The organism is Azospirillum brasilense (genome assembly GCF_008365405.1).
GTDB lineage: Bacteria > Pseudomonadota > Alphaproteobacteria > Azospirillales > Azospirillaceae > Azospirillum > Azospirillum brasilense_D.
Window position 1 is genome coordinate 1 of sequence record NZ_QOKV01000012.1, and the last position, 26734, is coordinate 26734.

General features: G+C 70.5%; 22 protein-coding genes and 1 pseudogene. 10 read left to right on the forward strand and 13 right to left on the reverse strand.

What is annotated here, in order from left to right; translation table 11 throughout:
- Positions 1–230: 230 nt before the first annotated feature.
- Entirely contained in the window at positions 231–467 is a 237-nt protein-coding gene (locus tag DS837_RS18295) for a hypothetical protein (protein WP_149166080.1), read from the reverse strand.
- 146 nt (positions 468–613) lie between these two features.
- Here DS837_RS18295 and DS837_RS18300 point away from each other — a divergent pair, with 146 nt between their 5' ends.
- Positions 614–916 carry a hypothetical protein gene (locus DS837_RS18300; protein WP_149166081.1) on the forward strand — a complete coding sequence of 101 codons (303 nt, stop codon included), beginning with the start codon at positions 614–616 and terminating at the stop codon, positions 914–916.
- Positions 917–1003: 87 nt separating this feature from the next.
- On the opposite strand, the gene DS837_RS18305 is transcribed toward DS837_RS18300, so the two are convergent.
- Together DS837_RS18305 and DS837_RS18310 are read right to left on the reverse strand one after the other, a co-directional pair.
- Positions 1004–1192 (reverse strand): 4-oxalocrotonate tautomerase, encoded by a 189-nt coding sequence (locus tag DS837_RS18305; protein ID WP_145626958.1) that lies wholly within the window; start codon positions 1190–1192, stop codon positions 1004–1006.
- 42 nt (positions 1193–1234) lie between these two features.
- Positions 1235–2035, reverse strand: a complete 801-nt coding sequence (locus DS837_RS18310) for a class II aldolase/adducin family protein (RefSeq protein ID WP_211102310.1) — start codon at positions 2033–2035, stop codon at positions 1235–1237.
- Between the two features lie 159 nt (positions 2036–2194).
- Between DS837_RS18310 and DS837_RS18315 the strand changes: the two genes are divergently transcribed.
- Both DS837_RS18315 and DS837_RS18320 read left to right on the forward strand, forming a co-directional pair.
- Entirely contained in the window at positions 2195–3685 is a 1491-nt protein-coding gene (locus tag DS837_RS18315) for a sigma-54-dependent transcriptional regulator (protein WP_149166082.1), read from the forward strand.
- On the forward strand, positions 3682–5823 hold the full coding sequence (locus tag DS837_RS18320) for a cache domain-containing protein (protein WP_247890009.1): 2142 nt from the start codon (positions 3682–3684) through the stop codon (positions 5821–5823). The genes DS837_RS18315 and DS837_RS18320 overlap by 4 nt, the downstream gene beginning before the upstream one ends.
- Before the next feature lie 22 nt (positions 5824–5845).
- Here the strand turns inward: DS837_RS18320 and fdhE are convergent, their stop codons facing one another.
- A complete protein-coding gene (gene fdhE, locus DS837_RS18325; protein WP_149166083.1) occupies positions 5846–6730 on the reverse strand; it encodes a formate dehydrogenase accessory protein FdhE in 885 nt (294 codons plus the stop codon).
- A gap of 572 nt (positions 6731–7302) precedes the next feature.
- Between fdhE and fdnG the strand changes: the two genes are divergently transcribed.
- The 4 genes from fdnG (at position 7303) to fdhD (ending at position 12939) form a co-directional block, all read left to right on the forward strand.
- Positions 7303–10383 (forward strand): formate dehydrogenase-N subunit alpha, encoded by a 3081-nt coding sequence (gene fdnG / locus DS837_RS18330; protein ID WP_486599238.1) that lies wholly within the window; start codon positions 7303–7305, stop codon positions 10381–10383.
- Between the two features lie 3 nt (positions 10384–10386).
- Positions 10387–11316, forward strand: coding sequence for a formate dehydrogenase subunit beta (gene fdxH, locus DS837_RS18335; protein WP_149166084.1), 930 nt, complete (start codon positions 10387–10389; stop codon positions 11314–11316).
- Entirely contained in the window at positions 11313–11948 is a 636-nt protein-coding gene (locus tag DS837_RS18340; protein ID WP_149166085.1) for a formate dehydrogenase subunit gamma, read from the forward strand. Before fdxH ends, DS837_RS18340 begins: the two co-directional genes overlap by 4 nt.
- 172 nt (positions 11949–12120) lie before the next feature.
- On the forward strand, positions 12121–12939 hold the full coding sequence (gene fdhD / locus DS837_RS18345) for a formate dehydrogenase accessory sulfurtransferase FdhD (protein ID WP_149166086.1): 819 nt from the start codon (positions 12121–12123) through the stop codon (positions 12937–12939).
- Positions 12940–12974: 35 nt separating this feature from the next.
- On the opposite strand, the gene DS837_RS18350 is transcribed toward fdhD, so the two are convergent.
- The 7 genes from DS837_RS18350 to DS837_RS18385 all read right to left on the reverse strand — a co-directional run bounded on the left by DS837_RS18350 (position 12975) and on the right by DS837_RS18385 (position 23110).
- Positions 12975–14570 carry a hybrid sensor histidine kinase/response regulator gene (locus tag DS837_RS18350; RefSeq protein WP_149166087.1) on the reverse strand — a complete coding sequence of 532 codons (1596 nt, stop codon included), beginning with the start codon at positions 14568–14570 and terminating at the stop codon, positions 12975–12977.
- Between the two features lie 89 nt (positions 14571–14659).
- Complete coding sequence (locus DS837_RS33345; RefSeq protein WP_425599260.1) at positions 14660–16558, reverse strand: response regulator; 1899 nt, start codon at positions 16556–16558, stop codon at positions 14660–14662.
- Positions 16555–18819, reverse strand: a complete 2265-nt coding sequence (locus tag DS837_RS18365) for a hybrid sensor histidine kinase/response regulator (protein WP_149166089.1) — start codon at positions 18817–18819, stop codon at positions 16555–16557. The genes DS837_RS33345 and DS837_RS18365 overlap by 4 nt, the downstream gene beginning before the upstream one ends.
- 61 nt (positions 18820–18880) lie before the next feature.
- Complete coding sequence (locus DS837_RS18370) at positions 18881–20557, reverse strand: methyl-accepting chemotaxis protein (protein WP_149166090.1); 1677 nt, start codon at positions 20555–20557, stop codon at positions 18881–18883.
- Positions 20554–21189, reverse strand: a complete 636-nt coding sequence (locus DS837_RS18375; RefSeq protein WP_149166091.1) for a chemotaxis protein CheW — start codon at positions 21187–21189, stop codon at positions 20554–20556. Before DS837_RS18375 ends, DS837_RS18370 begins: the two co-directional genes overlap by 4 nt.
- Positions 21189–22601 carry a CheR family methyltransferase gene (locus DS837_RS18380; protein ID WP_149166092.1) on the reverse strand — a complete coding sequence of 471 codons (1413 nt, stop codon included), beginning with the start codon at positions 22599–22601 and terminating at the stop codon, positions 21189–21191. Before DS837_RS18380 ends, DS837_RS18375 begins: the two co-directional genes overlap by 1 nt.
- On the reverse strand, positions 22598–23110 hold the full coding sequence (locus DS837_RS18385) for a chemotaxis protein CheW (RefSeq protein WP_247890010.1): 513 nt from the start codon (positions 23108–23110) through the stop codon (positions 22598–22600). Before DS837_RS18385 ends, DS837_RS18380 begins: the two co-directional genes overlap by 4 nt.
- Positions 23111–23427: 317 nt before the next feature.
- Here DS837_RS18385 and panD point away from each other — a divergent pair.
- The 3 genes and pseudogenes from panD to DS837_RS18400 form a co-directional block, all read left to right on the forward strand.
- Positions 23428–23826: pseudogene (gene panD, locus DS837_RS18390) on the forward strand (aspartate 1-decarboxylase); the annotation flags it as partial.
- Between the two features lie 217 nt (positions 23827–24043).
- Positions 24044–24286 (forward strand): hypothetical protein, encoded by a 243-nt coding sequence (locus DS837_RS18395; protein WP_149166095.1) that lies wholly within the window; start codon positions 24044–24046, stop codon positions 24284–24286.
- Positions 24287–24356: 70 nt separating this feature from the next.
- Positions 24357–24935: a hypothetical protein gene (locus DS837_RS18400; RefSeq protein WP_149166096.1), complete on the forward strand. Its 579-nt coding sequence runs from the start codon at positions 24357–24359 to the stop codon at positions 24933–24935.
- On the opposite strand, the gene DS837_RS18405 is transcribed toward DS837_RS18400, so the two are convergent.
- Together DS837_RS18405 and DS837_RS18410 are read right to left on the reverse strand one after the other, a co-directional pair.
- Complete coding sequence (locus DS837_RS18405) at positions 24890–25924, reverse strand: endonuclease/exonuclease/phosphatase family protein (RefSeq protein ID WP_149166097.1); 1035 nt, start codon at positions 25922–25924, stop codon at positions 24890–24892. The genes DS837_RS18400 and DS837_RS18405 overlap by 46 nt on opposite strands.
- Positions 25921–26718 carry a class I SAM-dependent methyltransferase gene (locus tag DS837_RS18410; protein ID WP_247890011.1) on the reverse strand — a complete coding sequence of 266 codons (798 nt, stop codon included), beginning with the start codon at positions 26716–26718 and terminating at the stop codon, positions 25921–25923. The genes DS837_RS18405 and DS837_RS18410 overlap by 4 nt, the downstream gene beginning before the upstream one ends.
- Between the last annotated feature and the right edge of the window lie 16 nt (positions 26719–26734).

Here is a 26734-nt window from a genome sequence, read left to right on the forward strand (position 1 = left end):
AACGCCTCAGCGCCGATGGTACTGCGTCTTAAGACGTGGGAGAGTAGGTCGCCGCCAGGTCACCACGGCACACGCCACGCCATCCAAGGACGTGGACGCAGCAGGTTTCACACACACTTGACAATCGACTTCATGAACGGCAAGGCCGGCGCTTTCCCCTGTGGGAGGCGCCGGCTTTTCGTTGTGCTTGAGGTGTCGCTGCGGGCCCCCTCCCTACCCCTCCCCCCTCCCTACCCCTCCCCCGCCGCAGGCGGGGGAGGGGTAGGGTTGCCGGAGCGGTGGTCGAGTTGGGTCAGGATCGTCTGGGCCTCGGTCAGCAGGGCGTCGCGGACGCGGATGTATTGGTCGAGGGAGGTCCCGGATCGTTGCCGCGCCTGCAAAGCGGCGATCTGGATGTCGAGCGCGTCGAGATCGCGGTCGATGCATTTCAGCGCGTTGCGCGCCCGTTGCTCTTCCTGCGCGTTCATGGCCACTCCTCCCGTGTCTGGTCTGGATTTCCGGCGAATCGCATCCGAACGAGGTACGGCTTTTTGTTTTGATCTCCCTGGCACTGCTTTTGCTGAACGAATTCCGTTCACGAGCGTCCGCTCGGCAAGCTGAGAGGGAGACTACGATGGCGTCACGCGGAATCAATGCCGGTTTGGTGATTACGGTCGCTCAGAGTGCCATCGACTTTCTGTGGTCGCATTGGGACGGCTCGTCCAAATCCGTCCGTTCGGCGCTGATGGCCTCGGAATTCTGGACGCTGCAAGCCTATGGCCGGCATGGCCAGTGGGTGCAGTCGGTCACCCGCGACGCGTTGGTCGAGTTTCTCGGCAATTACATCGACCGGCGCCTGGAGGTCGGCGACAGCGAGGATCGGGCGGTCGCCACCGCGGTTTACCGTCTCACGGGCAAGACGGTGGGTGCGGTCTGAGCGCAGGCTGAGGGCTGGGGTGCATGCTTTTTGTTCGGATGCCCATGGAGTGAGCAGTGCTTCCCATGGGCGTCCGGGAAGCGGATGTCACTCGGGATCGGACCACAGCTTGCCGCCGCTGGCCCAGTCGCTCTTCTTCACGTCGTGGAAGATGACATCGACCGCCTCCGGGCTGCAGCCGAGCACCGCGACCGAGGCGTCGGTGAGCGCCTTGGCGTAGGCGCGCTTCTGCTCTGGCGTGCGGCCTTCGAAAAGCTGAACGTTGATCAGCGGCATCGTACTTCCATTCCCTCTGTTGCGGACCGCGGTCCGGAAAGCTCAGTTTCTGTAGTCCGGGCAGCGCCGGTCCAGGCGTCGCAGCAGCGCCGGCCATTCCAGTTCGCCTTCGGGCTCCGGATCGGCGGTGAGCTGCCGGAAGGTCTTGTCGCACAGCTCCGGCGGCGGCGACACCAGTTCCGCGCCGGTTGCCTGCGCGGCGAGCTGCATCCGGCAGGCCTTGTCCAGCATGTCCATCAGGCAGAAGGCCTCCGCCACCGTGCGCCCGGTCACCAGACTGCCGTGGTTGTGAAGCAGCATCGCCCGGCAGGAGCCGAGATTGGCGACGAGGCGGACCTTCTCGCTGTCGGTCAGGGCCAACCCCTCGTACCGATGGTAGGCGAGGTCGCGGTAGAAGCGCAGGGCGTGCTGGGACAGCGGGAGCAGCCCGTCCTTCAGCATCGACACCGCCACCGCCGCCTCGTTGTGGAGGTGCATGACGCAGCGCGCGTCCTCGCGCGCCGCATGGACGGCGCCATGGATGACGAAGCCGGTGGCGTTCACGGGATGGGGGCTGTCGCCGATGATGGCGCCGTGGATGTCGATCTTCACAAGGTTGGAGGCGGTCACCTCGTCGAAGGTCAGGCCGAAGGGGTTGATGAGAAAGCGCCCCGGCTCCCCCGGCACGGCCAGCGAGATGTGGGTGTAGATCAGGTCGTCCCAGCCGCGCTCGGCGACCAGACGGTAGGCGGCGGCGAGATCGACCCGCGCCTGCCACTCGGCGTCGCTGTGGCCGGCGTCATTGATGCCGGTATCGGCGATGCGCGGTCCGGCATGGACGAATGATCCGCGGGTGTCGGTCATGGTCGGCTCCCGGTCTGTGCGATGAGCGGCGGAGCGTCGCACGGCGCGGCGCGGTTGTCCAAGCGGGACGCTGGAACTATTCCGGATTTCGGAAATCACTGGCCCGGCTTGATTGCGGTCCCTTAGACTGTGGGGCTTTCCGCCGCCGAGTGCACACCGATGACCATGACCGCGCCAGTCTCCACCCCGTCCGACCGCAGCGCGCCGGAAGGGGGCCGGATGGAGGATCAGGCGAAGCCCTCCATCCTCGTGGTGGACGACGAGGAGGGCATTTGCAGCTTCCTGTCGCGCGCGCTGGAGCGGCGGGGCTGGCGGGTCGAGGTGGCGGGCAGCGCCGAGGAGGGCGCCCAGAAGCTGGAGCGCATCCACCCCGAGGTGATCATCCTCGACGTCGCCCTGCCGGGCCGCTCGGGGCTGGACTGGCTGAAGGAGCTGATGGCCGGCGGCTATGCCGGCGAGGTGATCCTGGTCACCGCCTTCGCCGACATGGACACCGCCATCGACGCCCTGCGCTCCGGCGCCGCGGATTTCGTGCTGAAGCCCTTCCGGGTCGAGCAGATCCTGAACTCCATCGACCGCTGCGTCGAGCGCACCCGGCTGACCCGCGAGAACTACGTGCTGCGCCGGCAACTGTCGAAGAAGGACAGCGGGCGCGACGAGATCGTCGGGCGGTCGGACGCCATGATGCGGCTGCGCTCACTGGTCCAGCGGGTGGCGCCAACCCCGTCCACCGTGCTGATCCAGGGCGAGTCCGGCGTCGGCAAGGAACTGGTCGCCCGCGCGCTGCACGACCTGTCGCCGCGCGCCGACCGGCCCTTCGTGGCGGTGAACTGCGCGGCGATCTCCGCCGACCTGATCGAGGCGGAGCTGTTCGGCCACGCCCGCGGTGCCTTCACCGGGGCCAAGGACGCGCGCAAGGGCCTGTTCTACTACGCCCACGGCGGCACGCTGTTCCTGGACGAGATCGGCGAGCTGTCGCTGACGTTGCAATCCAAGCTGCTGCGCGTTCTGGAGGAGCGGCGCATCCGCCCGGTCGGCAGCGAGCAGGAGGTGCCGGTGGACGTCCGCGTGGTCACCGCCACCAACCGCGACCTGAAGGCGGAGGCCGCGGCGGGGCGCTTCCGCCCGGACCTGTTCTACCGGCTGGAGGTGATGACCCTGACCATCCCGCCGCTGCGCCAGCGCGCGGTGGACGTGCCGGAGCTGGCCGCGCTGTTCATGCGCTTCCTGCCGGCGCGGCTGGCCGTGCCGCCGCTGACCCTGACGCCGGAGGTGACGCGGGCGTTGATGTGCCACTCCTGGCCCGGCAACGTGCGGGAGCTGCGCAACTTCGTGGAGCGGTCGCTGCTGCTCGGCGAATTCCCGCTCGACGATCTGGACACCGCCAACGCCGCGGCGGTGGAGGCGGGTCTGGCCGCGGACCCCAGCCTGTGCGCCGCGGCGGTGGCCGGGAACCCACCCTGCGCGCCCTGTCCGGTCCGCCACGTCCGCATGGACGGCGACAGCGACGTGCTGCCGCTGGCCGAGGTGGAGAAGCGCCACATCCTGACCGTGCTGGCGCGCTGCGACGGCAGCAAGACGCGCGCCGCCGACCTGCTGGGGGTGTCGCGCAAGACGCTGGACCGAAAATGCGTGGAATGGGGGGTGTGACGCCCCAATTTCCGACGCCCCGCTCCAATCCGATGAAGCGGCTGGCGGCGGCCTACGCGGAGTCGGTGCGGCTCAAGCTGCTGGCGCTGGTGCTGGCGCCGCTGCTGGTCGGCGCGCCGGTGCTGCTGATGATCGTCTGGGCCTGGGGGACGCAGGGCTACGACCAGCTTCTGGTGAACAAGGTCAGCTCCGACCTGGGGACGGCGCGGCAGTTCTTCGACCGGGTGCAGATGTCGCTGCGCAACGGGCTGGAGGGGGTGGCGACCTCCCACCGTTTGGCCCTGGTGCTGGAGCGCGGCACACCGGCCGATCTGCGCCGGCTGCTCGACGAGGAGGCCGAGGAGCAGGGGCTGGACTATCTGCTGCTGCTCGACGCCGGGGGCATGGTGCGGGCGGGCGGGTCCTTCGCCGTCCCGGCGGACCGCAGCGGCTGGTCGGTGGTGCGCGAGGCGCTGCACGGCTACGCGCAGCACGGGCTGGAGGTCTTCGCCCCGGCGGAGCTTGAGGCGCTGAACCCGGCGCTGCGCCGGGCCGCCCACACGCCGCTGGTGCCGACCCGCGCCGCCCGGCCCGATCCGCGCAATGTCGAAAATCATGGGGCCGAGGACCGTGGGCTGGTGATCCAGGTCGCCATTCCCTTCGACGGGCCGGACGGCCGGCTGCTCGGGGTGCTGGAAGGCGGGGTGCTGCTGAACGGCAACCAGGGCATCGTCGACCGGCTGAACACCATCGTCTATCAGGACGCCTCGCTGCCGCTGGGCAGCCAGGGCACCGCCACGCTGTTCCTGGGCGACACCCGCATCGCCACCAACGTCCGGCTGTTCGAAGGGCAGCGGGCGCTGGGCACGCGGGCGTCGCAGGCGGTGGCGGAGAAGGTGCTGGACCGCGGCGAGCCGTGGCTGGGCTCGGCCTTCGTGGTCAACGACACCTACGTGTCGGGCTATCAGCCGCTGGCCGACACCGCCGGGCGGCGGATCGGCATGCTCTATGTCGGGTTCCTGGAATCGCCGCTGCGCGACACGCTGTACAAGGCGCTGGCCGGGCTGTTCCTGCTGTTCCTGCTGGTGTCGGGGCTGGGGACGCTGGTCGGCCTGCGCGGCGCGCGGGCCATCTTCCGGCCGCTGGAGCGCATGGCCGGCGTCATCGTCCGCATCGAGCGGGGCGAGGATTCCGCGCGCATCGGCCCCACCGCCAGTCGGGACGAGCTGGGGCGGCTGGCCCGCGCCTTCGACCATCTGCTGGATTCCGTGGCGGCGCGGCGGTGGGAGCTTCAGCGCTCCGCCGAGGAGCTGGACCGCAAGGTGGCGCTGCGCACCGCCGCGCTGGAGGAGGCCAACGCCACGCTGCGCCGCGCCCAGCAGCAGCTGGTGATGAACGAGAAGCTGACCGCCATCGGCGAGCTGACCGCCGGGGTGGCGCACGAGATCAACAACCCGGTCGCGGTGATCCAGGGCAACCTCGACCTGCTGCGCGAGGTGCTGGGCGACGGGATCGAGCCGGTGCGCCAGGAGGTCCGGCTGATCGACGAGCAGACCCGGCGCATCCACGCCATCGTGACCAAGCTGCTGCAATTCGCCCGGCCCGGCGACTTCGCCGGCTACGCCGAGCCGACCGACGTGAACGGCGTGCTGTCCGACTGTCTGGTGCTGACCCGGCACAACCTGAACCGGGCGCGGGTCGTGGTGACGCTGAAGGCCGAGGCGGGCGGGCCGGTGGAGATGAACCGCGGCGAGCTTCAGCAGGTGCTGATCAACCTGATCGTCAACGCCATGCAGGCGATGCCGGAGGGCGGGAGCCTGACGCTGGACAGCCGCGACATCGGTCCGGACGAGCGTTTGCCGGGGGCGGAGCCCTTCGAAGGGGTGCTGGTGGGGGTCGAGGACACCGGCCACGGCATCGCCGCGGGCGATCTGGCCCGCATCTTCGACCCGTTCTTCACCACCAAGAAGCAGACCGGGACGGGGCTCGGCCTGTCGATCAGCTACGCCATCGTCCAGCGCTACGGCGGGCGAATCACGGTGGAGAGCGTTCCGGGGCGCGGCACCCGCTTCACCCTGTGGCTGCGGCGGCAGGCCGTCTATTCCGACCAGCCGACCGCGCCCTTCTTCGCCGCCCAGCGGATCACCGCGGGGGGCTGATCCCCCTTGACCCGGCGTCTCTTTACCCAGCAACCGTCAGGAACGGGTTGACGCCGATGCGGCGGTACTCCTCCTCGCCCAGCAGCAGGTCGAGCGCCAGGGTGGCCAAGTCGTCGGCCACCGGGTCGAGGCTCGGCGCCTTGTCCAGGAACAGCAGCTTCAGATAGCTGTGGCAGGCGTCGCAGGTCTCCGCCCGCACCGCGCCGTTGGCCTCCGTGCCGTCCGCCCCTTCGACGAAGCGCTGGGACACGTCCTTGCCATCGCCGCAGGCCACGCAGGACGAGCGCACATGGTGCCAGGCGGTGTGGCAGATCCCGCAATGGAGATAGCGCAGGCCGCCGCTCTCCATGCCGACCTGCAACACCCCGGCGACCGGCGCGCCGCCGCAGACCGGGCAGGCCGTGGCGGTGGCGTGGGTGGTCACCGGCGCCGGGACGAGCGCCGCGGCGTGGCGCGTCCAGGCGGTCTGGAAGGCGGCGGCCAGGAAGGGTGCTGCGGCGAGGTCGCACTCCTCCAGCGCGTCGCCGGCCCAGCGCCCGGCCAGCGCCTCCAGGGTGTCGGCGTCGGACGTGGCGAGCGCGGTCAGGGCTTCGCGCGCGCCGCCGGGCAGGCTGCTCAGCCGGGCGGCCAGGGCGCGCAGGTCGGCGGCCCATTGCTCCTCCGGCGGCAGGGCGGCGGGGGTGGCGGCCACCGCCGCCTGGGCGTCGGCCAGCGTGGCGACGAAGCGCAGCCAATCGCCCATGGCGTGCCCCTCCGCCAGCGCGCGCAGGCGCGCCGCCCGCCGGGCGAAGATCGCCGCGTCGGGCAGGCGCAGCGGAGCCGGCGACTGGCCCGGCACCAGACCGGCGGCCGCCATGGCGGCGGCGGTCGCTTCGGAAATCGGAGCGTCGGAGGAAGAGGCGGTCATGGTGGCTTTCCCGGTCACGAATCACGAACAGTAAAGAAGGGATAGCACAGCGCAAGAACGGTGCCAGGGGGACCTGTATTCCCTCTCCCGCCTCGGGAGAGGGAAGGGGCCCACGCAAAGCGTGGGAGGGGTGAGGGTACCGGCAACGGGCAGGGGCGTTGATTCTCGGACGACCCTCACCCGGCTCTCAGCGGATGCCAGGGGCATCCGCCTGTCGCCGTCAGCGCTGGCTTTCAGCCAGCGTGAGAGGCGCCTGCGGCGCCACCCTCTCCCGGGGCGGGAGAGGGAATGGACACCCCCGACAGATTGTCCTCCACACAAAGGTTAGGGACATTTTGTCCATCGCCGGCTGGACAAAATGTCCCTCGGCGCGGTGCGGGCATGGCCGGCCCGTCCGTCCGCCCCAGCAAACTCCCCGCATTCCGCCCATGGCCCCGGCTGGCACGGAATCTGCCCTTTGGAGGATGCGCCGCTTCGGCCGGGTCACCCCGGACGGTGCGGCGCCCCGGCTCCAGGCGCACAAGCGCCGGGCCGGCACATCCTGACATCAGGGCCGACACCAGGGAGGTTTCATGCCCATCACACCCATGCAGGTATCACGGCGGCAGTTCTTGAAGGTCACGGCGGGCGGTCTCGCCGCCTCCAGCATGGGGGTTCTGGGCTTCCTGCCGTCCGAGGCGCTGGCCGAGGTGCGCCAGTTCCGCCTCGCCCGCGCCAAGGAGATCCGCAACACCTGCCCCTACTGCTCGGTCGGCTGCGGCCTGCTGATGTACAGCCTGGGCGACGGTGCCAAGAACGCCAAGGCCGAGATCATCCACATCGAGGGCGACCCGGATCACCCCGTCAGCCGCGGCTCGCTCTGCCCGAAGGGTGCCGGCCTGCTGGACTTCATCCACAGCCCGAACCGCCTGAAACACCCGGAGGTCCGCGAGGCCGGGTCCAACAGCTGGAAGCGCATCTCCTGGCATGAGGCGATCGAGCGCATCGCCCGCCACATCAAGGACGACCGCGACGCCAACTTCGTCACCAAGACCGCCGACGGCGTGACGGTGAACCGCTGGCTGTCCACCGCCATGCTGACCGCCTCGGCCTCGTCCAACGAGACGGGCATCCTGACGCAGAAGGTCATGCGGTCGCTGGGCATCGTCGGCACCGACGCGCAGGCCCGCGTCTGCCACGGCCCGACCGTGTCGGCGCTGGCCTCGACCTTCGGGCGCGGGGCGATGACCAACAGCTGGGTGGACATCTCCAACGCCGACTTCATCCTGATCATGGGCGGCAACCCGGCGGAGGCGCACCCCGTCGGCTTCAAGTGGGCCGTCGAGGCGAAGAAGCGCGGCGCGCGCATCGTCGTCGTCGATCCGCGCTACAACCGCTCCGCCGCGGTGGCCGACGAATACATGCCGATCCGCGCCGGCTCCGACATCGTGTTCCTGGGCGGCGTCATCAACTGGCTGGTCGCCAACGACAAGATCCAGTGGGAGTATGTCCGCGCCTACACCAACGCCGCCTACATCGTGAAGGAAGGCTACGGGTTCGAGGACGGGCTGTTCAGCGGCTACGACGCGGCCAAGGGCCAGTACGACCGCTCCTCCTGGAACTACGAGTTCGAGGCGGACGGCGTCACGGCGAAGACCGACCCGACGCTCCAGCATCCGCGCTGCGTGTGGAACCTGATGAAGGCCCACTACGCGCGCTACACGCCGGAGCTGGTGACCGACCTGACCGGCACGCCGAAGGACGCCTTCCTGCGCGTCTGCCAGCATCTCGGCTCCACGGCGGTGCGCGACCGGGTCGGCACGATCCTCTACGCGCTGGGCTGGACGCAGCACACGGTGGGCGCCCAGAACATCCGCACCATGGCGATGATCCAGCTCCTGTTGGGCAACATCGGCATGCCGGGCGGCGGCGTGAACGCCCTGCGCGGCCATTCCAACATCCAGGGCCTGTCCGACCTCGGCCTGCTGTCCACCAACCTGCCGGGCTATCTGACCCTGCCGTCGGAGAAGGCGCACCCGACCTTCGCCGACTACATCGCCAAGACCGCGCCGAAGGCGCAGGCGCCGGGCCAGCTGAACTTCTGGGCCAACACGCCGAAGTTCTTCGTCAGCCTGCTGAAGTGGTTCTGGGGCGACAAGGCGACGGCGGAGAACAACTGGGGCTACGACTGGCTGCCCAAGTGGGACAAGATGTACGACGTGCTGCAGGTCATGGACCTGATGCACAACGGCAAGGTCAACGGCTTCATCGTCCAGGGCTTCAACCCGCTGACCTCCTTCCCCGACGCGCGCAAGACGGCGGCGGACTTCGCCAAGCTGAAATACATGGTGGTGATCGACCCGATCGCCACGGAGACCGCCTCCTTCTGGCAGAACCACGGCGAGGTCAACGAGGTCGACACCGCGTCGATCAAGACCGAGGTGTTCCGCCTGCCCTCGACCTGCTTCGCCGAGGAGGACGGGGCCATCGTCAACTCCTCGCGCTGGCTGCAGTGGCACTGGAAGGGCGCCAACCCGCCGGGCGAGGCGAAGACCGACCAGGAGATCCTGGCCGAGCTGTTCATGGCCGTCCGCACCCTCTACGCCAAGGAGGGCGGCACCGCGCCGGAGCCGATCCTCAACCTCTCCTGGCCCTACAAGAACCCGCTGGAGCCGACGCCGGAGGAGCTGGCGAAGGAGCTGAACGGCCGCGCGCTGGCCGACATCCCCGACCCCAAGGACCCGGCGAAGTTCCTGGCCCGCAAGGGCGAGCAGCTTCCCAACTTCGCCCTGCTGCGCGACGACGGCACGACGATGAGCGCCTGCTGGATCTTCGCCGGCAGCTGGACGCAGGCGGGCAACCAGATGGCCCGGCGCGACAACACCGACGCGGGCCTCGGCAACACGCCGGGCTGGGCCTGGGCGTGGCCGGCCAACCGCCGCATCATCTACAACCGCGCCTCCTGCGACCCGTCGGGCAAGCCCTGGGACCCCAAGCGCACCCTGATTTCCTGGAACGGCACCGCCTGGGCGGGCGCCGACGTGCCGGACTTCAAGGTGGACTCGCCGCCGGCCGACGGCATGAACCCCTTCATCATGAACCCGGAGGGCGTCGGGCGGCTGTTCTGCACCGACAAGCTGGTCGACGGCCCCTTCCCCGAGCATTACGAGCCGATGGAAAGCCCGCTCGGCACCAACCCGCTGCACCCGAAGGTGGTCAGCAGCCCGGCGGTCCGCATCTTCAAGGCCGACCGCGAGCGTCTGGGCACCCATGACCAGTTCCCCTACGTCGGCACCACCTACCGCCTGACCGAGCATTTCCAGTTCTGGACCAAGAGCGTGCGGCTGAACGCCATCGCCCAGCCGGAACAGTTCGTGGAGATCGGCGAGACGCTGGCGGCGGAGAAGGGCATCCAGGCCGGCGACTGGGTCCAGGTCTCCTCCAAGCGCGGCCACATCAAGGCCAAGGCGGTGGTGACCAAGCGCATCAAGGCCCTGAAGGTGGCGGGCCGCACCGTCCACCAGATCGGCATCCCCCTGCACTGGGGCTGGGAGACGGTGGCCAAGAAGGGCTTCCTGTCCAACACGCTGCCGCCCGCCGTCGGCGACTGCAACACCCAGACCCCGGAATACAAGGCGTTCCTCGTGAACGTCGAGAAGATCGGAGTGGCGTAAGTCATGGCACTGCAATCCCTCGATATCCTGCGCCGGTCCGCCACCCCGACGCCGACCCCGCAGGCCCGCAACCCGCAGGAGGTGGCGAAGCTGATCGACACCACGGTCTGCATCGGCTGCAAGGCCTGCCAGGTCGCCTGCTCGGAATGGAACCAGCTGCGCGCCGAGGTCGGCACCTGCGTCGGCGTCTACGACAACCCGACCGACCTGTCCGCGCAGGCCTGGACGGTCATGCGCTTCAACGAGGTGGAGGAGAAGGGCAAGCTGGAGTGGCTGATCCGCAAGGACGGCTGCATGCACTGCGCCGATCCCGGCTGCCTGAAGGCCTGCCCGTCGCCGGGCGCCATCGTGCAGTTCAAGAACGGCATCGTGGATTTCCATCAGGAGAACTGCATCGGCTGCGGCTACTGCATCTCCGGCTGCCCGTTCAACGTGCCGCGCCTCAGCCCGGCCGACAGCAAGGCCTACAAGTGCAACCTGTGCTCCGACCGCGTCGCGGTGGGGCAGGAGCCGGCCTGCGTCAAGACCTGCCCGACCGGCGCCATCCAGTTCGGCAGCAAGGAGGACATGATCGAGGTCGCGGCGACCCGCATCACCGACCTCCAGTCGCGCGGCTACGACCAGGCGGGCCTCTACGACCCCGCCGGGGTGGGCGGCACCCACGTCATGTACGTGCTGCACCACGCCGACAAGCCGACGCTCTACTCCGGCCTGCCGGACAACCCGTCGATCAGCGCCGTGGTCGGGGTGTGGAAGGGCATGCTGAAGCCGCTGGCGACGCTGGGCGTCGCCGCCGCCGGCCTGTTCGGCTTCTTCCATTACATCACGGTCGGCCCGAACCGCGCCGATGACGAGGACGAGGCGGATCACGGCACGCCGCCGGCCCCGCCCGCCCAAGGGACCAAGCATAAGGAACGGGAGAACGCGCTGTGAAGACGTCGGAAAAGCTGATCCAACGCTACTGCGCCGCCGAGCGCATCAACCACTGGATCGTGGCGGTCTGCTTCGTGCTGCTGGCCATCTCCGGGCTGGCCTTCTTCTACCCGGCCTTCTTCTGGCTGACCGGGGTGTTCGGCACGCCGCAGCTCGCCCGCATCGTCCATCCCTTCGTCGGGGTGGTGATGGTCCTGGCCTTCGCCCGCCAGTTCTTCCGCTACGCCCACCACAACCTCATCAACAAGGAGGATGTGACGTGGATGATGTCGGTGAAGGAGGTGATGAAGGGCAACGAGGTCGGCGACATCGGCCGCTACAACGGCGGCCAGAAGGGCATGTTCTGGGTCATGGTGCTGTGCATGATCCTGCTGCTGGTGTCGGGGGTGATCGCGTGGCGGCCCTATTTCGCGGGCTACTTCCCGATCCCGATCATCCGCGTGGCGCTTCTGGTCCACGCCGCCAGCGCGCTGGTGCTGATCGCCAGCATCATCGTCCATGTCTACGCCGCGCTGTGGGTGCAGGGCACGATCCGCGCGATGGTCGAGGGCGTGGTCACCCACGCCTGGGCGCGCAAGCACCATCCGCGCTGGTTCCGTCAGGTGACCGGCAAGGAAACCGGGCATTCGTGACTCTTGAACCCCTCTCCCGCCCCGGGAGAGGGTGCCCGCGAAGCGGGCGGGTGAGGGTCGCGCAAGGGTCAGATGTTTTTCCTTGCCGGCACCCTCACCCTCCCACCGCTTCGCGGCGGGCCCCTCCCTCTCCCGGGACGGGAGAGGGAATATCTTCCATAAGGACACCGCCATGAGCCTCGCAACCGACGTCGCAGCGCCGTCCACCACCCACCGCATGACCGTCCTGCGGCTGGGTCCGGATGCCGCCCAGCTCTGCGACGACGCGGTGGTGGAGGAGGTGCCCGTCGCCATCGCCTACAACGGCATCGTCCATGCGGTGATGCTGGCGACCCCCGACGACCTGGAGGAGTTCGGCCTCGGCTTCTCCCTGACGGAGGGGATCATTGCCGACGCGGAGGAGCTGGACAGCCTGCGGGTGGTGGAGAGCTGCGACGGCATCGAGGTGCGCATGGAGATCCCGATGGAGCGCTTCATGGCGCTGAAGGGCAAGCGGCGCAGCATTGCCGGGCGGTCGGGCTGCGGCGTCTGCGGGGTGGAGAGCCTCCAGGCCATCGCCCGGTCAGGCCGCCCGGTTCCCTCGGGCGGGCGGCTGTCGGTCGGCGCGGTGGAGCGGGCGCTGGCCCGTTTCGCCGAGCGGCAGACCCTGCACCGCGCCACCGGGGCGGCGCACGGCGTCGCCTGGGTGGACGCGGCGGGGGAGATCCTGGCGGTGCGCGAGGATGTCGGCCGCCACAACGCGCTGGACAAGCTGATCGGCTGGCTGGTGCGCACAGGCGTCGACCGGCGGGGCGGCTTCGTCCTGACCTCCAGCCGCGCCAGCTACGAGCTGGTGCAGAAGGCCGCCCGGCTGGGCATCAGCGGGCTGGTCGCCATCTCCGCCCCCACCGGCATGGCCGTGCGCATGGCGGAGAGCTGCGGCGTGTCGCTGGCCGGCTTCGCCCGCGGCAACCGGCTGGTCGTCTACAGCCACGGCGACCGCTGGGTGTAGGCGGTTTCGGGACGGACGTCACGCAGGGGGGCGGCTTACTTCCCCTCGCCCTTTTCCCCACCCTTTTCCTCGCCCTCGCGCAGCCGCTCCAGGACTTGGCGCAGATCGCCGGGGTGGAGGGGCTTGTGCAGGAAGGAGCAGCCGCGGCGCTGGCCTTCCAGAAGCGCGCTCTGGGCGGTCTCGCCGCTGAGCACCACGGCGGGGATCTCGCGGCCGTAGAGGCGGCGCACCCGATCGATCACGTCGAAGCCGGACACCTTTCCAGGCAGCCGCAGGTCGGTCAGGATGACCGACGGCGGATCCGGCAGGGCGTCCAGCACCGCGAAGACCTCCCGCATGTCGCCCGCGGCGGCAACGGTGCAGCCCCAGCTTTCCAGGATCATCTGAAGCCCGGTCAGCACCATCGCCTCGTCGTCCACGGTCAGCACCGTCATCCCGGTCAGGGGCGGTGCCGTCGCGGTGGAGGGCGGCGGGGAAACGTGGCTGCACGGCGGCTCGGCAAGCGGGCTCGCGGCTTCCAGCGAGACGGAGAAGACGGTGCCGCGCCCGATGCGCGACCGCACCTCCACCCGAAGACCCAGAAGCTCCGCCAGCCGGCGCACGATGGCGAGGCCGAGGCCCAGCCCACGGGTCGGATCGCGGTTGGGGTTCTGGAGCTGGTGGAACTCGTCGAAGATGGCGGTCAGCTGCTCTTCCGGGATGCCGAAGCCGGTGTCCCACACGTCGACGCGCCAGCGGTTGCCGCGCCGCCGCATGGCGAGCAGGAGGCCGCCGTGCCGGGTGTAGCGGATGGCGTTGGTCAGCAGGTTGCGCATCACCCGCCCGAACAGCACCGGGTCGGTCTCCACCGTGCCGGGGCACAGGCGGGCGCGCAGGCGCAGGCCCTTCTCCTCGCTCTGAGGACGGAACTCCTCCACGAGTTGGCCCAGAAGTTCGTCCAGGGCGACCGGCTGAGGGTCCGGCGTCACCGTGCCGGCGTCCAGCGTGGAGATGTCGAGCAGCGCGTTCAGCAGCCGCTCGCCCGCCGTCATGGCGTTGCCCAGCATCTCGGCCGTGCTCAAAGCCTTCTCATCGGTGATCTGGCTGCACAGCGCGTCGAGGAACAGGCGCATCGCCTGGAAGGGTTGGCGCAGGTCATGGCTGGCCGAGGCCAGGAAGCGGGAGCGCGCGGCGGTGGTCCGTTCGATCTCCGCGCGCATCGCCCGCTCCATGCGGGCAACGACCCGGTCGTCGGGGGCCGCCTGGGTGGCCAGGGCCAGCACGGCGACCGTCTGCCCGCCCTCGATCAGCGGCACGCCCTGGAACGCCGCGGGATCGGCGTCGCCCACGGGCAGAAGCCCGATGCCGACCGGCCCCTCGGTGTCGCCGGAAAACAGTGGATCGACGGCGCCCAGCACCGCCGGCCAGACCGGTCCGAACCAGGCCGGGGCCGGCAGCCCGCCCGCCGCCGGCTCCTTGCCGAGGAGGGCGCAGAGCGCGTCGTTGGTGAAGAGGGTGGCGGCGTGCGGCGGCCCGGTCAGCACGAAGGCCGGCAGCGCGGCGGTGCGGCAGATGCGCAGCGCGTTCTCCACGCACTCCGTCTCCGCTGGCGCGGCGTCGATGCTGGTGCTGTTCCTGTGCCGAGGCGTCACGTCGGTCTCTCTAACCGCTGGAGCTGAAGGTATAGCACCTTAACCTTTGGTGCACTGGGGATGAAAGCGCCTGAAAGCCCTATACGCTCCTATGCGGAAGGCATTGGGGGGGACAGGCGGGTGAGATGGTCCTCCACCATGTATTTCCGGCGGAGCAGGGCCATCAGGCGGATCTTCAGGATGTCCATCGGCTGCGACTTGCCCACGAAGTCGTCGGCACCGGCGGTCAGGCTGGCGGTCAGGCGGTCGTCGCCCTCCTGGCTGGTCAGGATGACGATGTGGAAGAACAGGCCACGGCGCCGGCGGAAACGGTCGAACCGCTCGCACAGCTGGGTGCCGCTGGTGCCGGGCATCACGAGATCGAGGATCACGCAGTCCAGCCCGCCGTCTTCCAGCGCCGCCACCGCCTCGTCGGCGTTGCGCGCAGCGACGACGTGGCAGCCGTCCTCCTCCAGCTCGGCGCGCAGGAACTCGCGGTAAGTCGCGCTGTCGTCCACCACCAGGATGCGCGCCCGCTGCAGGATGTCGGACACGGTCGGCGGGGCGTTGCGCCGGTCGAGCAGCGCCATGGCCTGCTGCACCACGCCCTGGGAATCGGCGGGGTCCACCCGCTGCACGTCGGCGGGAACGCCGGACTCCGCCGCCCGCTCCGCCGACCCCAGCAGCATCGCCGGGGCCGGGCAGCGCCGCCGCAGCTCCGCAAGCGTGCGCGCGGCCTCGCCGTCGGCCTCCACCATCAGCAGGTCGAAGGGACGGCGCGACAGCTCCGCGACGGCGGGTTCCACCGTTTCGACGCAGCTCGCCTCGATGCCCTGCTCCTCCAGCATCAGCTTCAGGAGAAGTCCCTGCGTCTGCGAGGCGATGACGATCAGCGCCCTGGGTCCACTCATGAGGGCTCCACTCCCGTCGAAACCAGTTCCAGCAAACGGGCCGCCACCTTGTCGATGGGCAGCTCCTCGGTAACGCCTCCCAGCCGGACCGCGGTCCCCGGCATGCTGTGGATGACCGCGGTGGAGGCGTGTTCTGCGATGGTGTAGGCGCCGGCCCGGTGCATGGCGGTGAGGCCGCGTGCCCCATCCTCCCCCATGCCGGTTAGCAGCACGCCGATGGCGGTGGCGCCGAAGGCCGAGGCCAGGGAGGAGAACAGCACGTCCCCGGACGGCCTCTGGCCGCAGACCGGATCCGCCGTGGGCCAGCCGCATCCCGCCGGGCTCGGCGGTCAGATGAAGCTCGCCGGGGGCGACATAGACGTGGCCGGGCCGGTGCGGGGCGTCGGAGGCCAGCGCCACCGGCAGCGGCGTGACCGACCCCAGCCAGGAGGCGAAGCCGGCCACGAAGGGCGCGCCGATGTGCTGCACGACGAAGACCGGCAGGGGGAAGTTGGTCGGCAGCCCGCGCAGCAGCTTCACCAGGGCCGCCGGCCCGCCCGTCGAGGCGGTGATCCCCAGCGCGCGGAACTGCCGCTTCGCCGTGGACGGCGGCAGGGGCGGCGGGGGCGGGACGGCGGCGCCCTTGCCGCGGCCGCCGTCGCCACGGGTTTCCTCGTCGCCGCTCCGCGGGCGCCCGCGCTGCCGGATCACCTTCACCTGGCTCATGATGGTGAGCTGGGTGCAGAGATGCCGGGCGACGGTCTGGTAGTCGGCGCGGGCCATGCTGCCCGGCTTCTCCACCACCGCCAGCGCCCCGGCCTGGAGCGCCCGCATGGGGATGTCCAGGTCGCGCACGTCGGAGGCGACGACGACGATGGGCACGGGATGGTCGCGCATCAGCCGCTGGGTCACCGCGAAGCCGTCGATTCCCGGCAGGCGGATGTCCAGCGACACCACGTCCGGCCGCAGCGAGTCGACCATGCGCAGCGCCTGTTCGCCGGACGCGGCGATGCCGGCCAGCTCCAGCCGCGGGTCCTCGCCGATGACGTGGGCGAGAAGCTGCTGGACGACCGGCGAGTCCTCGACCACTAGGACGCGGATCTTGCGGGCGCTGGTCACAGCAGCCGCCGGATGCCGGCCAGAAGCTCGTTCTGGTCGAAGCGGGTCTTGACGATGTAGGCGTCGGCGCCGAGGTCCAGCCCGCGTTCACAGTCCTCGTCGCTGGCGCGCGAGGTGACCAGGATCACCGGCAGGTCGGAGGTCATGAGGTTGCCCTTGACGGCCTGGAGCAGGGCGAACCCGTCCATCCTCGGCATCTCCACGTCGCTGATGATCAGGTCCACATCCTCCAGTTCGCCGAGCGTTTCGACCGCCTCGCGCCCATCCACGCACAGCGTGACCCGGTAACCATGGGCTTCCAGGATGCTCTTTTCCAGGGTTCGCGTGGTGATGGAGTCGTCCACAACCAAAATGTGCGGGCGCCGCCGCGCCGACTCGTCGACCGGGCGGACCAGCGGCGGCAGCGCCATGCCGGGGCGCGGCGACAGGGCGGCGGGATTCAGCACCAGGGCCGGCGATCCGTCATCCATCAGCACCGTGCCGAGGAAGCGGGCGGCGTCGATTCCCACCTCCTCCGCCGGGGTGACCACCGAGTCGCGGGTGGCCATCAGCGCGTCGACGACCAGCGCGACCCGCCGCCCGGCGGCGCGCAGGACGACCAGAGCCAGCGGCGTCCCGTTGCCGGGCGGCATGGCGCCGTCGTAGCCCAGCAATGCCGCCAGCGGCGTCACCGGAACGTCCTCCTCCTCCAGCCGGATGGTCGGGGCGGCGAGGTCGGTGAACAGCGTGTCCGCCGGGACGCGCAGCACGCGCGCCACATCGTTGCTGGGAATCGCCAGGATGTCGTCCTGAACCGCCACGAAGACCAGCCGCTGGCTGAGCAGGCTGAGCGGCACCTCCACCGTGACGACGGTCCCGCCGCCCTCGCGCGCGGCCAGCGTCACCGAGCCCTGGAGCCGGGTCACCTCCCGTCGCACGATGGCGAGGCCCATGCCGCGCCCGGCGTATTCGTTCGCGGTGGGGGCGGTGGAAAAGCCCGGCTCGAAGATCAGGTCGAGCAGCCGTTCGTCCGGTGCCGAGTCCGCCTCCTCGGCGCCCAGCAGGCCGCGCTCGATGGCGTGGCGGGCGATGGCCTCGCGGTTCGGGCCGCGCCCGTCGTCCTCGACGCGCAGGACGAGGCGGCGCCCGACGACCGAGGCTTCGAAGCGGACGGTCGCCGCCGCGCGCTTGCCCGCCGCCACCCGCTCCTGCGGGGTTTCGACGCCGTGGCTGACGGCGTTGCGGGCGATGTGCAGCACCGGGTCCTTCAGCCGTTGCAGGACCACCCGGTCGGCCTGGGTCTCCAGCCCGCGGATGTCCGCCTCGACCTCCTTGCCCTGGGCGCGGCTGATGTCGCGGATCATCCGCCCGAGGTTGCTGAACTGCGACTCCGCCGGCAGCATGCGCAGCTGCCGCACCTCGTCCTGGAAGCCGCTGCCCCAGCGGCGCAGCGACCAGAGATGGCGGTCATGGGCGCGGTGCGCCGCGTCCAGCGAGGCGCCGAGCGCACGGAAGCGCCGCTCGAAGGAGGACAGCCGCAAGGCCGTCTCGTCGCCCGCGAAGCTGATGGGGCCGGCCCCCGTGGCGTCGTGGGAGCCGCCGCGGAGCAGGCGGGGCCGCATGGCGTGCCAGCTCCGTTCCAGCGCCCGCCATTCGCCGCGCAGCTCCCGCAGCTCGGCGACCAGGGCGGACTGGTTCTCGATCTCCGGCAGGAGGCCGGCGGCGGCGGTGAACAGCCGTTCCAACCCGGCGCTGCGGATGCGGACCAGGGCCGCGCTCTCGGCGGGACCGGCGGAGCGGCCCGGGCGCGGCGCGGCGGTCGGAGGGGCGGCCGGAGAGGTGCTCCGGGCGCCATCCGCGGCGGGAGAGGGGCGGCGCTGGACCGGTTCCGGGCCGCCGCCTTCGCCGCCCATGCGGGTCAGTTCGGCCAGAACCTCGGCGATGTCGACCTCGCCGCCGCCGCGGGTCGCCCAGGCCACCACGTCCTCGATGGCGTCCAGCGCGCGGCGCACCACGTCGCGGGCCGCCGCGTCGAAGGGCACGGTGCCGCGCTGGATGGCGATGAAGGCGGCCTCCAGCCAATGGGACAGCCGCTCGACCTCCGGCAGGTCCACGGCGCGGGCGGCGCCCTTCAGGCTGTGGGCGCGGCGGTGGATCTCCACCAGATCGGGGTGGTGCGCCGGGTCCTTTTCGACCGCGCGCAGGGCCTCGCGGATGGCCGCGAGATGCTCCTTGTGCTCCAGATCAAAGGCGGCGAGCAGGCGCGTGCGGATGTCGTTCATGCCGCCCGCACCTTTCGTCCGTCCTTGTCCGTACCCTCGCCGCCGCGTGCCGTCGCCATGGTCACACGCGGTAGTTCCGCACGGCCTCGACCAGACCCTGGCCGAGATCGTTGAGGTTGGTGGCGGCCCCTTCGAGCTGGCGGGTGCCGGCGGCGGTCTGGCTGCTCGCCTCGCGGATGTTCTGGAGCGCCTGGATCACCTGTTCCAGGCCGATCTGCTGCTGGTTGGTGCCGGCGACGATCTGCTGGAAGGCGAGCACGCTCTCCTGCACGCTCTCGGCGAGGTCGCGGATGGTCGACTGGGTGGCGTCGGTCTGGCGTTTGCCGGCGCCGACGCGCTTCACCGCCTCCTCCGTCAGCATGACCGAGGCGTTGATGCCGTGCTGGATCTCGCTGAGGTTGGAACGGACCTGGGCGGTGGCCTCCTTCGACTGGTCGGCGAGGCTCTTGATCTCGCTCGCCACCACGGCGAAGGTCCGGCCGTGCTCACCGGCGGCGGCGGCCTCGATGGCGGCGTTGAGGGCCAGCAGGTGGCAGCGCTCGGCGATGTCGTTGACGGTCAGGATGATCTCGCCGATCGCCTGGGTGCGCTCCGACAGGATGACGATGTTCTCGGCGACGGCCTCCGCCTGCTCGCGGATGGCGTCCATCGCCTGGTTGGTGTCTTCCACCGCCTTCAGGCCGGTCTCGGAGTTGGAGGCGGCGACTTGGGCGTTCTGCGCCACGTCCTGGGCGCGGCGGTTGATCTGCGCGCCGGATTCGGTGATCTCGCTGAGCGTCGCCGTCGTCTCCTCGACCGCGGCGAGCTGCTGGGCGACGCTGGCCGCCTGCTGCTGGGTGGAGGCGCGGATCTGCGCGGTGGCGGCGTGCATGCTCTCCGCCGTGGCGCGGGTGGTCTTGGCCATGCTGCGCAGGTTGCCGGTCATCTCGTTCAGATGCGTGCCGAGTTCGGCCAGCTCGTCGTCGCCGGGCACGACCACCGTCTTGGTCAGGTCGCCCCTGCCCACCTGGGTGACGTAGCCGATGGCGGTGCCGAGCCGCTTGGTGACCGAGCTGCCGATCAGGATGGCGATGGCAACGGCCAGGGCCACCACGATGATCAGCGCCAGGATCGAGGAGCGCACGGCATCGTCGTAGAGGGCGCGGATGTTCTGGCGCCCGGCCTCCGACAGGCGGCTGATGTCGCTGTGCAGGCTGGCGAGCTGGCCCGCCATGGCCACCCGCATCTCCTCCACACGGGTCAGACGCGCCAGTGCCTCCGGCTCGGTCCCGGCGGCCACCCGGTCCATCAGCGTGTTGGCTTCCTCCAGCATGCGACGCGAATGCTGGTCGAAGCTGTTGATCTGAGCGACCAGCTCGCCCCAGATGCGGCGCCGGTCCTCCGTGGTGCCGTCCTCGGCCCGCGCGCCGGCGATCCTCTTGAGGTTGTCGATCTGCTCGAACATCACCGCCGAACCGTCACGATAGCGCTGGCGCAGCTGCGTGATGTCCGGCACGCCACCCTGGATCTGGGCCAGCGCCGCGGCGTGGGTTGCCGCCTCGCGGTAGCTGCGCAGGTTGCTTTCGGTCACCTCGATCTCGCGCACCGCCTCCGACACCTGGATGTCGTAGGTGGCGATGCCCATCATGACCTTCATGCCGTCCGCGAAGCGCATCATCTGGAACGCCGCCAGCAGCCCGGTCAGCAGGCAGACGACCCCGAAGCTGAGCATCAGCTTGTGCTTGACCTTCAGTTTCATTCTTCTTTCATGCTCCTCAGCGTCTCCAGGATCGCCGGCACGTCCAGCACGGCGACGCGGCCCCGGGTGATGGCGGTGACGAAGGGGCCGGCTTCCGGCGGCGCCTTCAGGCTGCTTTCCAGCTCCGTCACCGTGTCCACGGTGCGCAGGCGCAGCGCCACCGGCCGTTCCCCGCCGCGCAGCACGACGGCGAAGCCGCCGCCCGCGGGGACCGCGTTGCGCCCGCACAGCCGGTCCACGTCGAGCAAGCGCATCACCCGCCCGTCGATGGCGATCAGCCCCAGCAGCTCCGGCGTCGCGTGGGGGACGCGGGCCACCCGCGGCAGCGGCACGATGCGGGACAGATGGCGCAGGTCCAACCCGTACAGCCCGTCCGCCCCGCGCCCGACCAGCAGGGCGACCGGCGCCTCGGCCTCCGCCGCGGCGTCGGCCTCGTCGGCGGAGGGGACGCGCGCCAGATCCTCGGCGCGGCGGCGCAGGAGCGCGTCGGCCCAGGCGCCGCCCGGCGCCGCGACCTCCTCCGCCTCCCGGCCCTGGCGGGCCAGACGCGCGCGGACGGCGGCCCAGTCGATGCCGCCCGTCTCCTTGGCGGCCTCCTTGGCCGATCCTCCGGCTTCGGTCCGGTCGTCCATCACGGCTCCTCACCCGAGAACCAGAGGTCGATCATGCTGCGCAGCTCGGCCACGGTCAGGCCGCCGCCCTCGGCCACCAGCTCCGTCGCGTCGTGGGCGGCGACGGTGGCGCGGGCGTTGCGGAAATGGCGCTGCGCCGGGGCCAGCTTGCCGCGCCGCCAATAGGCCAGCGCCAGATGATAATCGGCGAGAGCGAAGTCGGAATCCAGATACAGCGCCCGCTTGAAGGCGGCGATCGGGTCGCCGACGCCCAGCTCCTCCTCCAGCAGGCCCAGCCGGAAATGGACCACCGGGTCGAGGCGGTTGCGCTCCGCCAGGGCGATGCAGGCGTCCAGCGCCGCCGCCCGGTCGCCTTCGGAGGCGGCCACGGCGAGGGAAGGCGCCGGCTTCGCCGTGGTGGCGCGCAGCCGCGCCACGGGGGCCGTCGCCGCGCTCCGCTTCTTCACGGGCTTCGGCCCGGCGGGTTTCGACTCGGTGAACTTCGGTTCGGCCGCGGGGGGCGGTTCGACGGCGAGGGTCGGCGTGAAAACGGGCAGGGCCGCCGTGGGGGCGCCGCCGGGGCGCGGCTTGCGGTAGATGGTGGCGCCCGGCACCGGCACGGGGGTGAACAGGCTGTTGACCTGCTGCCCCGTTTCCGCGTGGCCGACCACCAGCCAGCCGTTGGGCACCAGCACCTCGTGAAGGTTGTCCAGCAGGCGGGTGCGCGTCGGCTCGTCGAAATAGATCATGACGTTGCGGCACAGCACGACGTCCAGCGCGCCCAGGCCCCGCGGGTAATTGGGCAGCGGCCCGTCCACGAGGTTGAAGACCGAGAAGCTCGTCCATTCGCGGAAGCGCGGCTTCACCGCCCACAGGTCGCCCTTCCGGTCGAAGCATTCCGCCAGGACCGCCGGATCGAGGCCGCGCACCGCCCAGTTCCCGTAGACGCCGCGCCGCGCCGTCTCGATGAAGCTGGCGTTCAGGTCGGTGCCGACGATGCTGACCTGCCAGTCGCGGAGCTGGTCGGCGAAATGCCGCTTCAGCAGGATTTCCAGCGTGTAGGCCTCCGGCCCGATCGAGCAGCCGGCGCTCCAGATGCGCAGCAGGCGGCTCTCCCGGTTGCGGCGCAGACATTCCGGAATGGCGACGGCGCACAACGCCTCGAACTGCTCGGCGTAGCGGAAGAAGAAGGTCTCGCCGACCGTCAGCTCGTTGATGAGCGCCTGATACTCCGGCCCGGTCGGCCCTTCCGCAGCGAGCTGCGCCAGATAGGCGGCCAGGCTGAGAGTCGGCTTGTCCGACAGGCGGCGGTTGATGCGCTCCGCCAGGGCGGCGTCCTTGTCGGCGTAATAGGCGAGGCCGGTCGCCCCGATGACGGCGGCCTTGATACGGAGAAAGACGGGGTCGTGCAGGATGGCGTCGATGCGGTTCATCGGACGGCCTCTCCGGCTTCATCCGCCGGATCGCCCGCCGATTCGGTGGCGCCGAGACGGGCCAGCCGCTCGCCGGCCATGGCTTGGAAGGCGGTCAGCAGCCGGCCCTCCGCCTCGGTCAGCAGGCGCGACGGGTCGATCACCGTGGCCGTTCCGGCGCCGTGGGGGATGGTCGCCACGGCGCAGCCGTTGAAGGTCAGGCCGGCGTCGGCCGGCGTCCTCTCCGCGTCGGGGATGGACAGGATGTCGAGCACCCGGTCGGCCAGCAGAGCCAGCGGACAGCCATCCCAGTCGGTCAGGAACAGCGGGGCGTACAACTCCGGCGGCGCGGCTTCGAAGCCGAACAGCAGGTCGAGCCGCAGGACCGGGACGGCGCGGCCCTGGTAGCGGAAGAGGCCCGCAACCACGGCGGGTGCCGCGGGCGGGCGGTCGAGCCGGGGCAGCGGCAGAAACCGGCGCACGGCGTTCGCCGGCAGGGCCAAGGTCCTGCCGGAGACGGAAAAGATCACGTACCGTGTCGCGGATGCCGTCGCAGCCATCGCGGGCGCACACCTTCCTATGTCGTCAGTCCGTTGCCGGGTCCGGGAAGCGCAGCCGGGCCCTGGACCCTACATCATCGGGTGGCGCCGGGGGGCTTGAAACCGGCGCAGAACATGCCGCATCGCATCCGGGATGGAAATACCACCAAAGGCAAAAGCCTCAGCCCAAGGTGGCGGTATGACGCCGGTCATACTGCGGGCGCCGGAACGCTTGCTGTTTTCGCAGTTGCGGTTACAAACATCCCCGGCCGCCGTCCGGCCCGCGGCCACCGACCGGGAGGGGCTTCATGATCAAGGTTGTTCGAGCGAAACTGCACTGCCTGCGCGTCACCGACGCCAACCTGAACTACCAGGGGTCGATCACGCTCGATCCGGAGCATTGCGAGGCGGTCGGGATCTACCCGCTGGAGTTCGTGGAGATCTGGAACAAGAATTCCGGCGCGCGGATCAGCACCTACGTCATCTATGGCGAGCGCGGGTCGCGCTGCTGCGTGCTGAACGGTTCGGCGGCGCGGAGCTGCCAGCCGGGGGACGAGGTCATCATCGCCGCCTCCTGGTACTGCCAGCCGACCGAACTGGCGACGCTGCGGCCGCGGGTGCTGACCTTCAACGCCGACAACGGCATCGACCGCTCGCTGACCTACGACGTGACGGCGCTGGACGGTGGACGGTTCGATTTCGCGATTCGCGAGGGCGCCTTTCTGGAGCCGGAACCGGCCTGACCCACGGGCGGCGAGTCCTCGCAAACAAAAGAAGCGGACCTGAGCGAGTCCACGCGCAAAGCGAGTGCTTCGGCGACTTGCGCGTGTTTTGCGAGGGATAGGCCGTGAGTCCCACTTGAACGCGCGGCAATTTTTGCCTACTCTACCCGGGTGGGAGTGCGGACAGCGAGGAGTGCGTGTCATGGGCGTCAGCGGCATAGGGGGCTATCAGCAGCAGCCTTTCACGACACCGTTAAGCAGCGGGCCGGCGGCCCTGCAGCAGACACGGGGAACCGACGCGAACCAGCAGGCCCAGAAGGCCGAAGAGGATCGCCGTCAGCAGGTCCAGGCCCAGGACCAGCAGGCGCAGCAGAGCCAGCAGGCCCTGTCGTCGGGCGGCAACACCACCCCGACCCGCGGACAGAACCTCAACATCTCGGTCTGATCGCGCGTCGTCCAATCGGGGCCCGCCCGGCTGGTCCGGGGCCGGGCCCGCAGGGGAAAGGCGGCCAGCCATGGACATCCGAAGCGTCTCCGGCATCCAGGCGAACCGGCCGACTCCGGCATCGACGGTCCCGACGCCGCCGTCCGTGGCCGATGCCGCGGCACAGACCTCACAAACCGCGTCCAGCGCTGCGGACCAATCCGGCCCGGCGGCGTCCCCCTCCGATCCCGTGGTGGTGGCCGGCGGCTACATCAGCCCGGTCCTGCGCTATGACCAGGGCGCCCGGCTGGCCGTCATCTATTTTCGCGACCGCTCGTCGGGCGAAACCCAGAACCAGATCCCGGCACAACAGGTGGTGGAGGAGTACCGCCGCACCGCCAGCCGCCTGGGCGTTGCGACCGGTGCGGCGACGGAAGGCCACGACACGGGCAAAGGGACCGCGGCATCCGGCGGTACCGCCACGCCGGGTGGAGCCGGACGGAGCGATGGACCCGGATTCGGCGTCACCGCCTCGAGCGGCGCCCCGTTCACCGGAACGACGCCCGCGACGGGCGCCAGCCCGGCGGGAACCGCTCCGGCCGCCGTTCCCCGTGCCGCGGGGGCCTACGGCGCCGGTTCGCCGGGCGCCATCGTCTCCGTGACCGTCTGATCCGGCAGCTCGAAGCGGGCGACCAGCGGCGCGTGGTAGCTTTCCGGGGAATGGCTGACCGTGGCGTGGGCGACCAACTCGTCGCCCAGCGCCTCGTTGTGGATTTCGGCGGAGCGGAACCAGCCCAACAGGGCGCGCGACACCAGCAGATGGTCCAGCATCACCGCGTCGCCGCCGTGCAGCACGGTGAAGCGCCGCTCCTCCGGGACGGAGCGTTCCAGCGGCACCAGCGACCGCCCGGCGAGATGGCCGTTGCCGGTCTCGTCGAGGTCGGCGCGGATGATGCGGACAGGGGTCTGCTCGATCTCGGCGTTGAGGTCGCCGGCCACCAGGATCAGCGCCTGCGGGTCGGCGTCGAACACCCGCTCGACCGCCAGCCGGGCCTCCAGCGCCTGCCCGGCCCGCTTGATCGAGGCCAGATAGAAGCCCTCCGCCCAGCCGCCGACGCTCTTCCAGGTGGAGGCGTTTTTCTTCTGCCCCGGCACCGGCGCGGCGATGGGCGCGCGCAGATGCAGGTTGAAGACGTGCAGCCGCCGCCCGCCGGGCAGCTCGATCTCGCCATGCAGCACCGGGCGGTCCCAGGTTACGGCGTCGCCGCCGGGCTGGGCCGGGTCGGCGGTGACCATGCGGACCTGCGGGGACGGCACCAGATCGTGTCGGTACTGCCGCGCCGCCAGGATCGGCCAGCGGCTCACCAGCACGAGGTTGTGGCGGTCGGCCAGCTTGGTCCCCTCGCCGCCGGAGGTCCGGTGGAAATCGGCGTAGGGGCCGCCCTCCAGCAGCCGGGCCAGCGCGCGCAGGGTCCGCGGTTCCCCCTTCGCCTCGCGCTGGCCGTTGACCTCCTGAAGGCACAGGATGTCGGCGTCCAGCCGCTCCAGCTGCGGGCGCAGCACGGCGGCGCGCTCCTCGAAGGAGAGGTCGCCGGTGTCGTCCAGGCTTTCCAGGTTGAAGGTGGCGATGCGGATGCTGCTGCGGACGCTGCGGCTCATGACCCCTCCCCGGACGCCCGGTCGGCTCCGGCGCGTGGGCGCGCCAGGAACAGGTGGTTGCGGTTGATGCGCCGCCGCCGCCGCCGGTGCGCGCTCAGCATCGCCGTGGAGGCGACGAGCGTGGCGTCCAGCCCGGACTCGGCCATGCGCTGGGGGGTATCCGTACCATAAATCCGGTAGTGATAGGGATGGCCGAAGGCGGCCAGCCGCTTGGCCGGGGTGTCCATCGCCGGGTCCTCCCGCGTCGGCCCCTTGGGGTCGTAGGGGAACAGCAGGATGGCGCGGCCCGAGGGCTTCAGGACGCGGGCGATCTCGCGCAGCGCGGCGCGGTCGTCGGGGACATGCTCCAGCACGTGGCTGGACAGCACGAGGTCGAAACGGCCGTCCGGGAAGGGCAGGTCGGTCAGGTCGGCCTGCACGTCGGCGGCGGGGTTGAAGCGGTCCAGCGTGACGTAGCGCCGGCCGTGCCGCGCCCGCAGCAACGGCTCCAGGCAGGGCTCCGGGGCGGTGTGCAGGATGCGCAGCGAGCGGCGCAGCACGTCCGTCCGCTCCGCCAGGAAGCTCCACAGGAAGCGGTGCCGCTCCAGCGACCCGCAGTCCGGGCAGCGGGCGTTGCGCCGCCCGCCCAGGCCGAAGGGGAGGAAGCGCGCCGCCTCCCGCCCGCAGAGCGGGCAGAGCAGGGGGCCGGCGGCGGGCGTCAGGCCGTGGGCGTCCTCATAGCGCGGGCGCTCGTACAGCGACTCCCGCCGGTAGACGGCGGCCTCGTCGAGATTCTGGTCCGCGATGGCGGGCAACAGGCGGGACAATCCA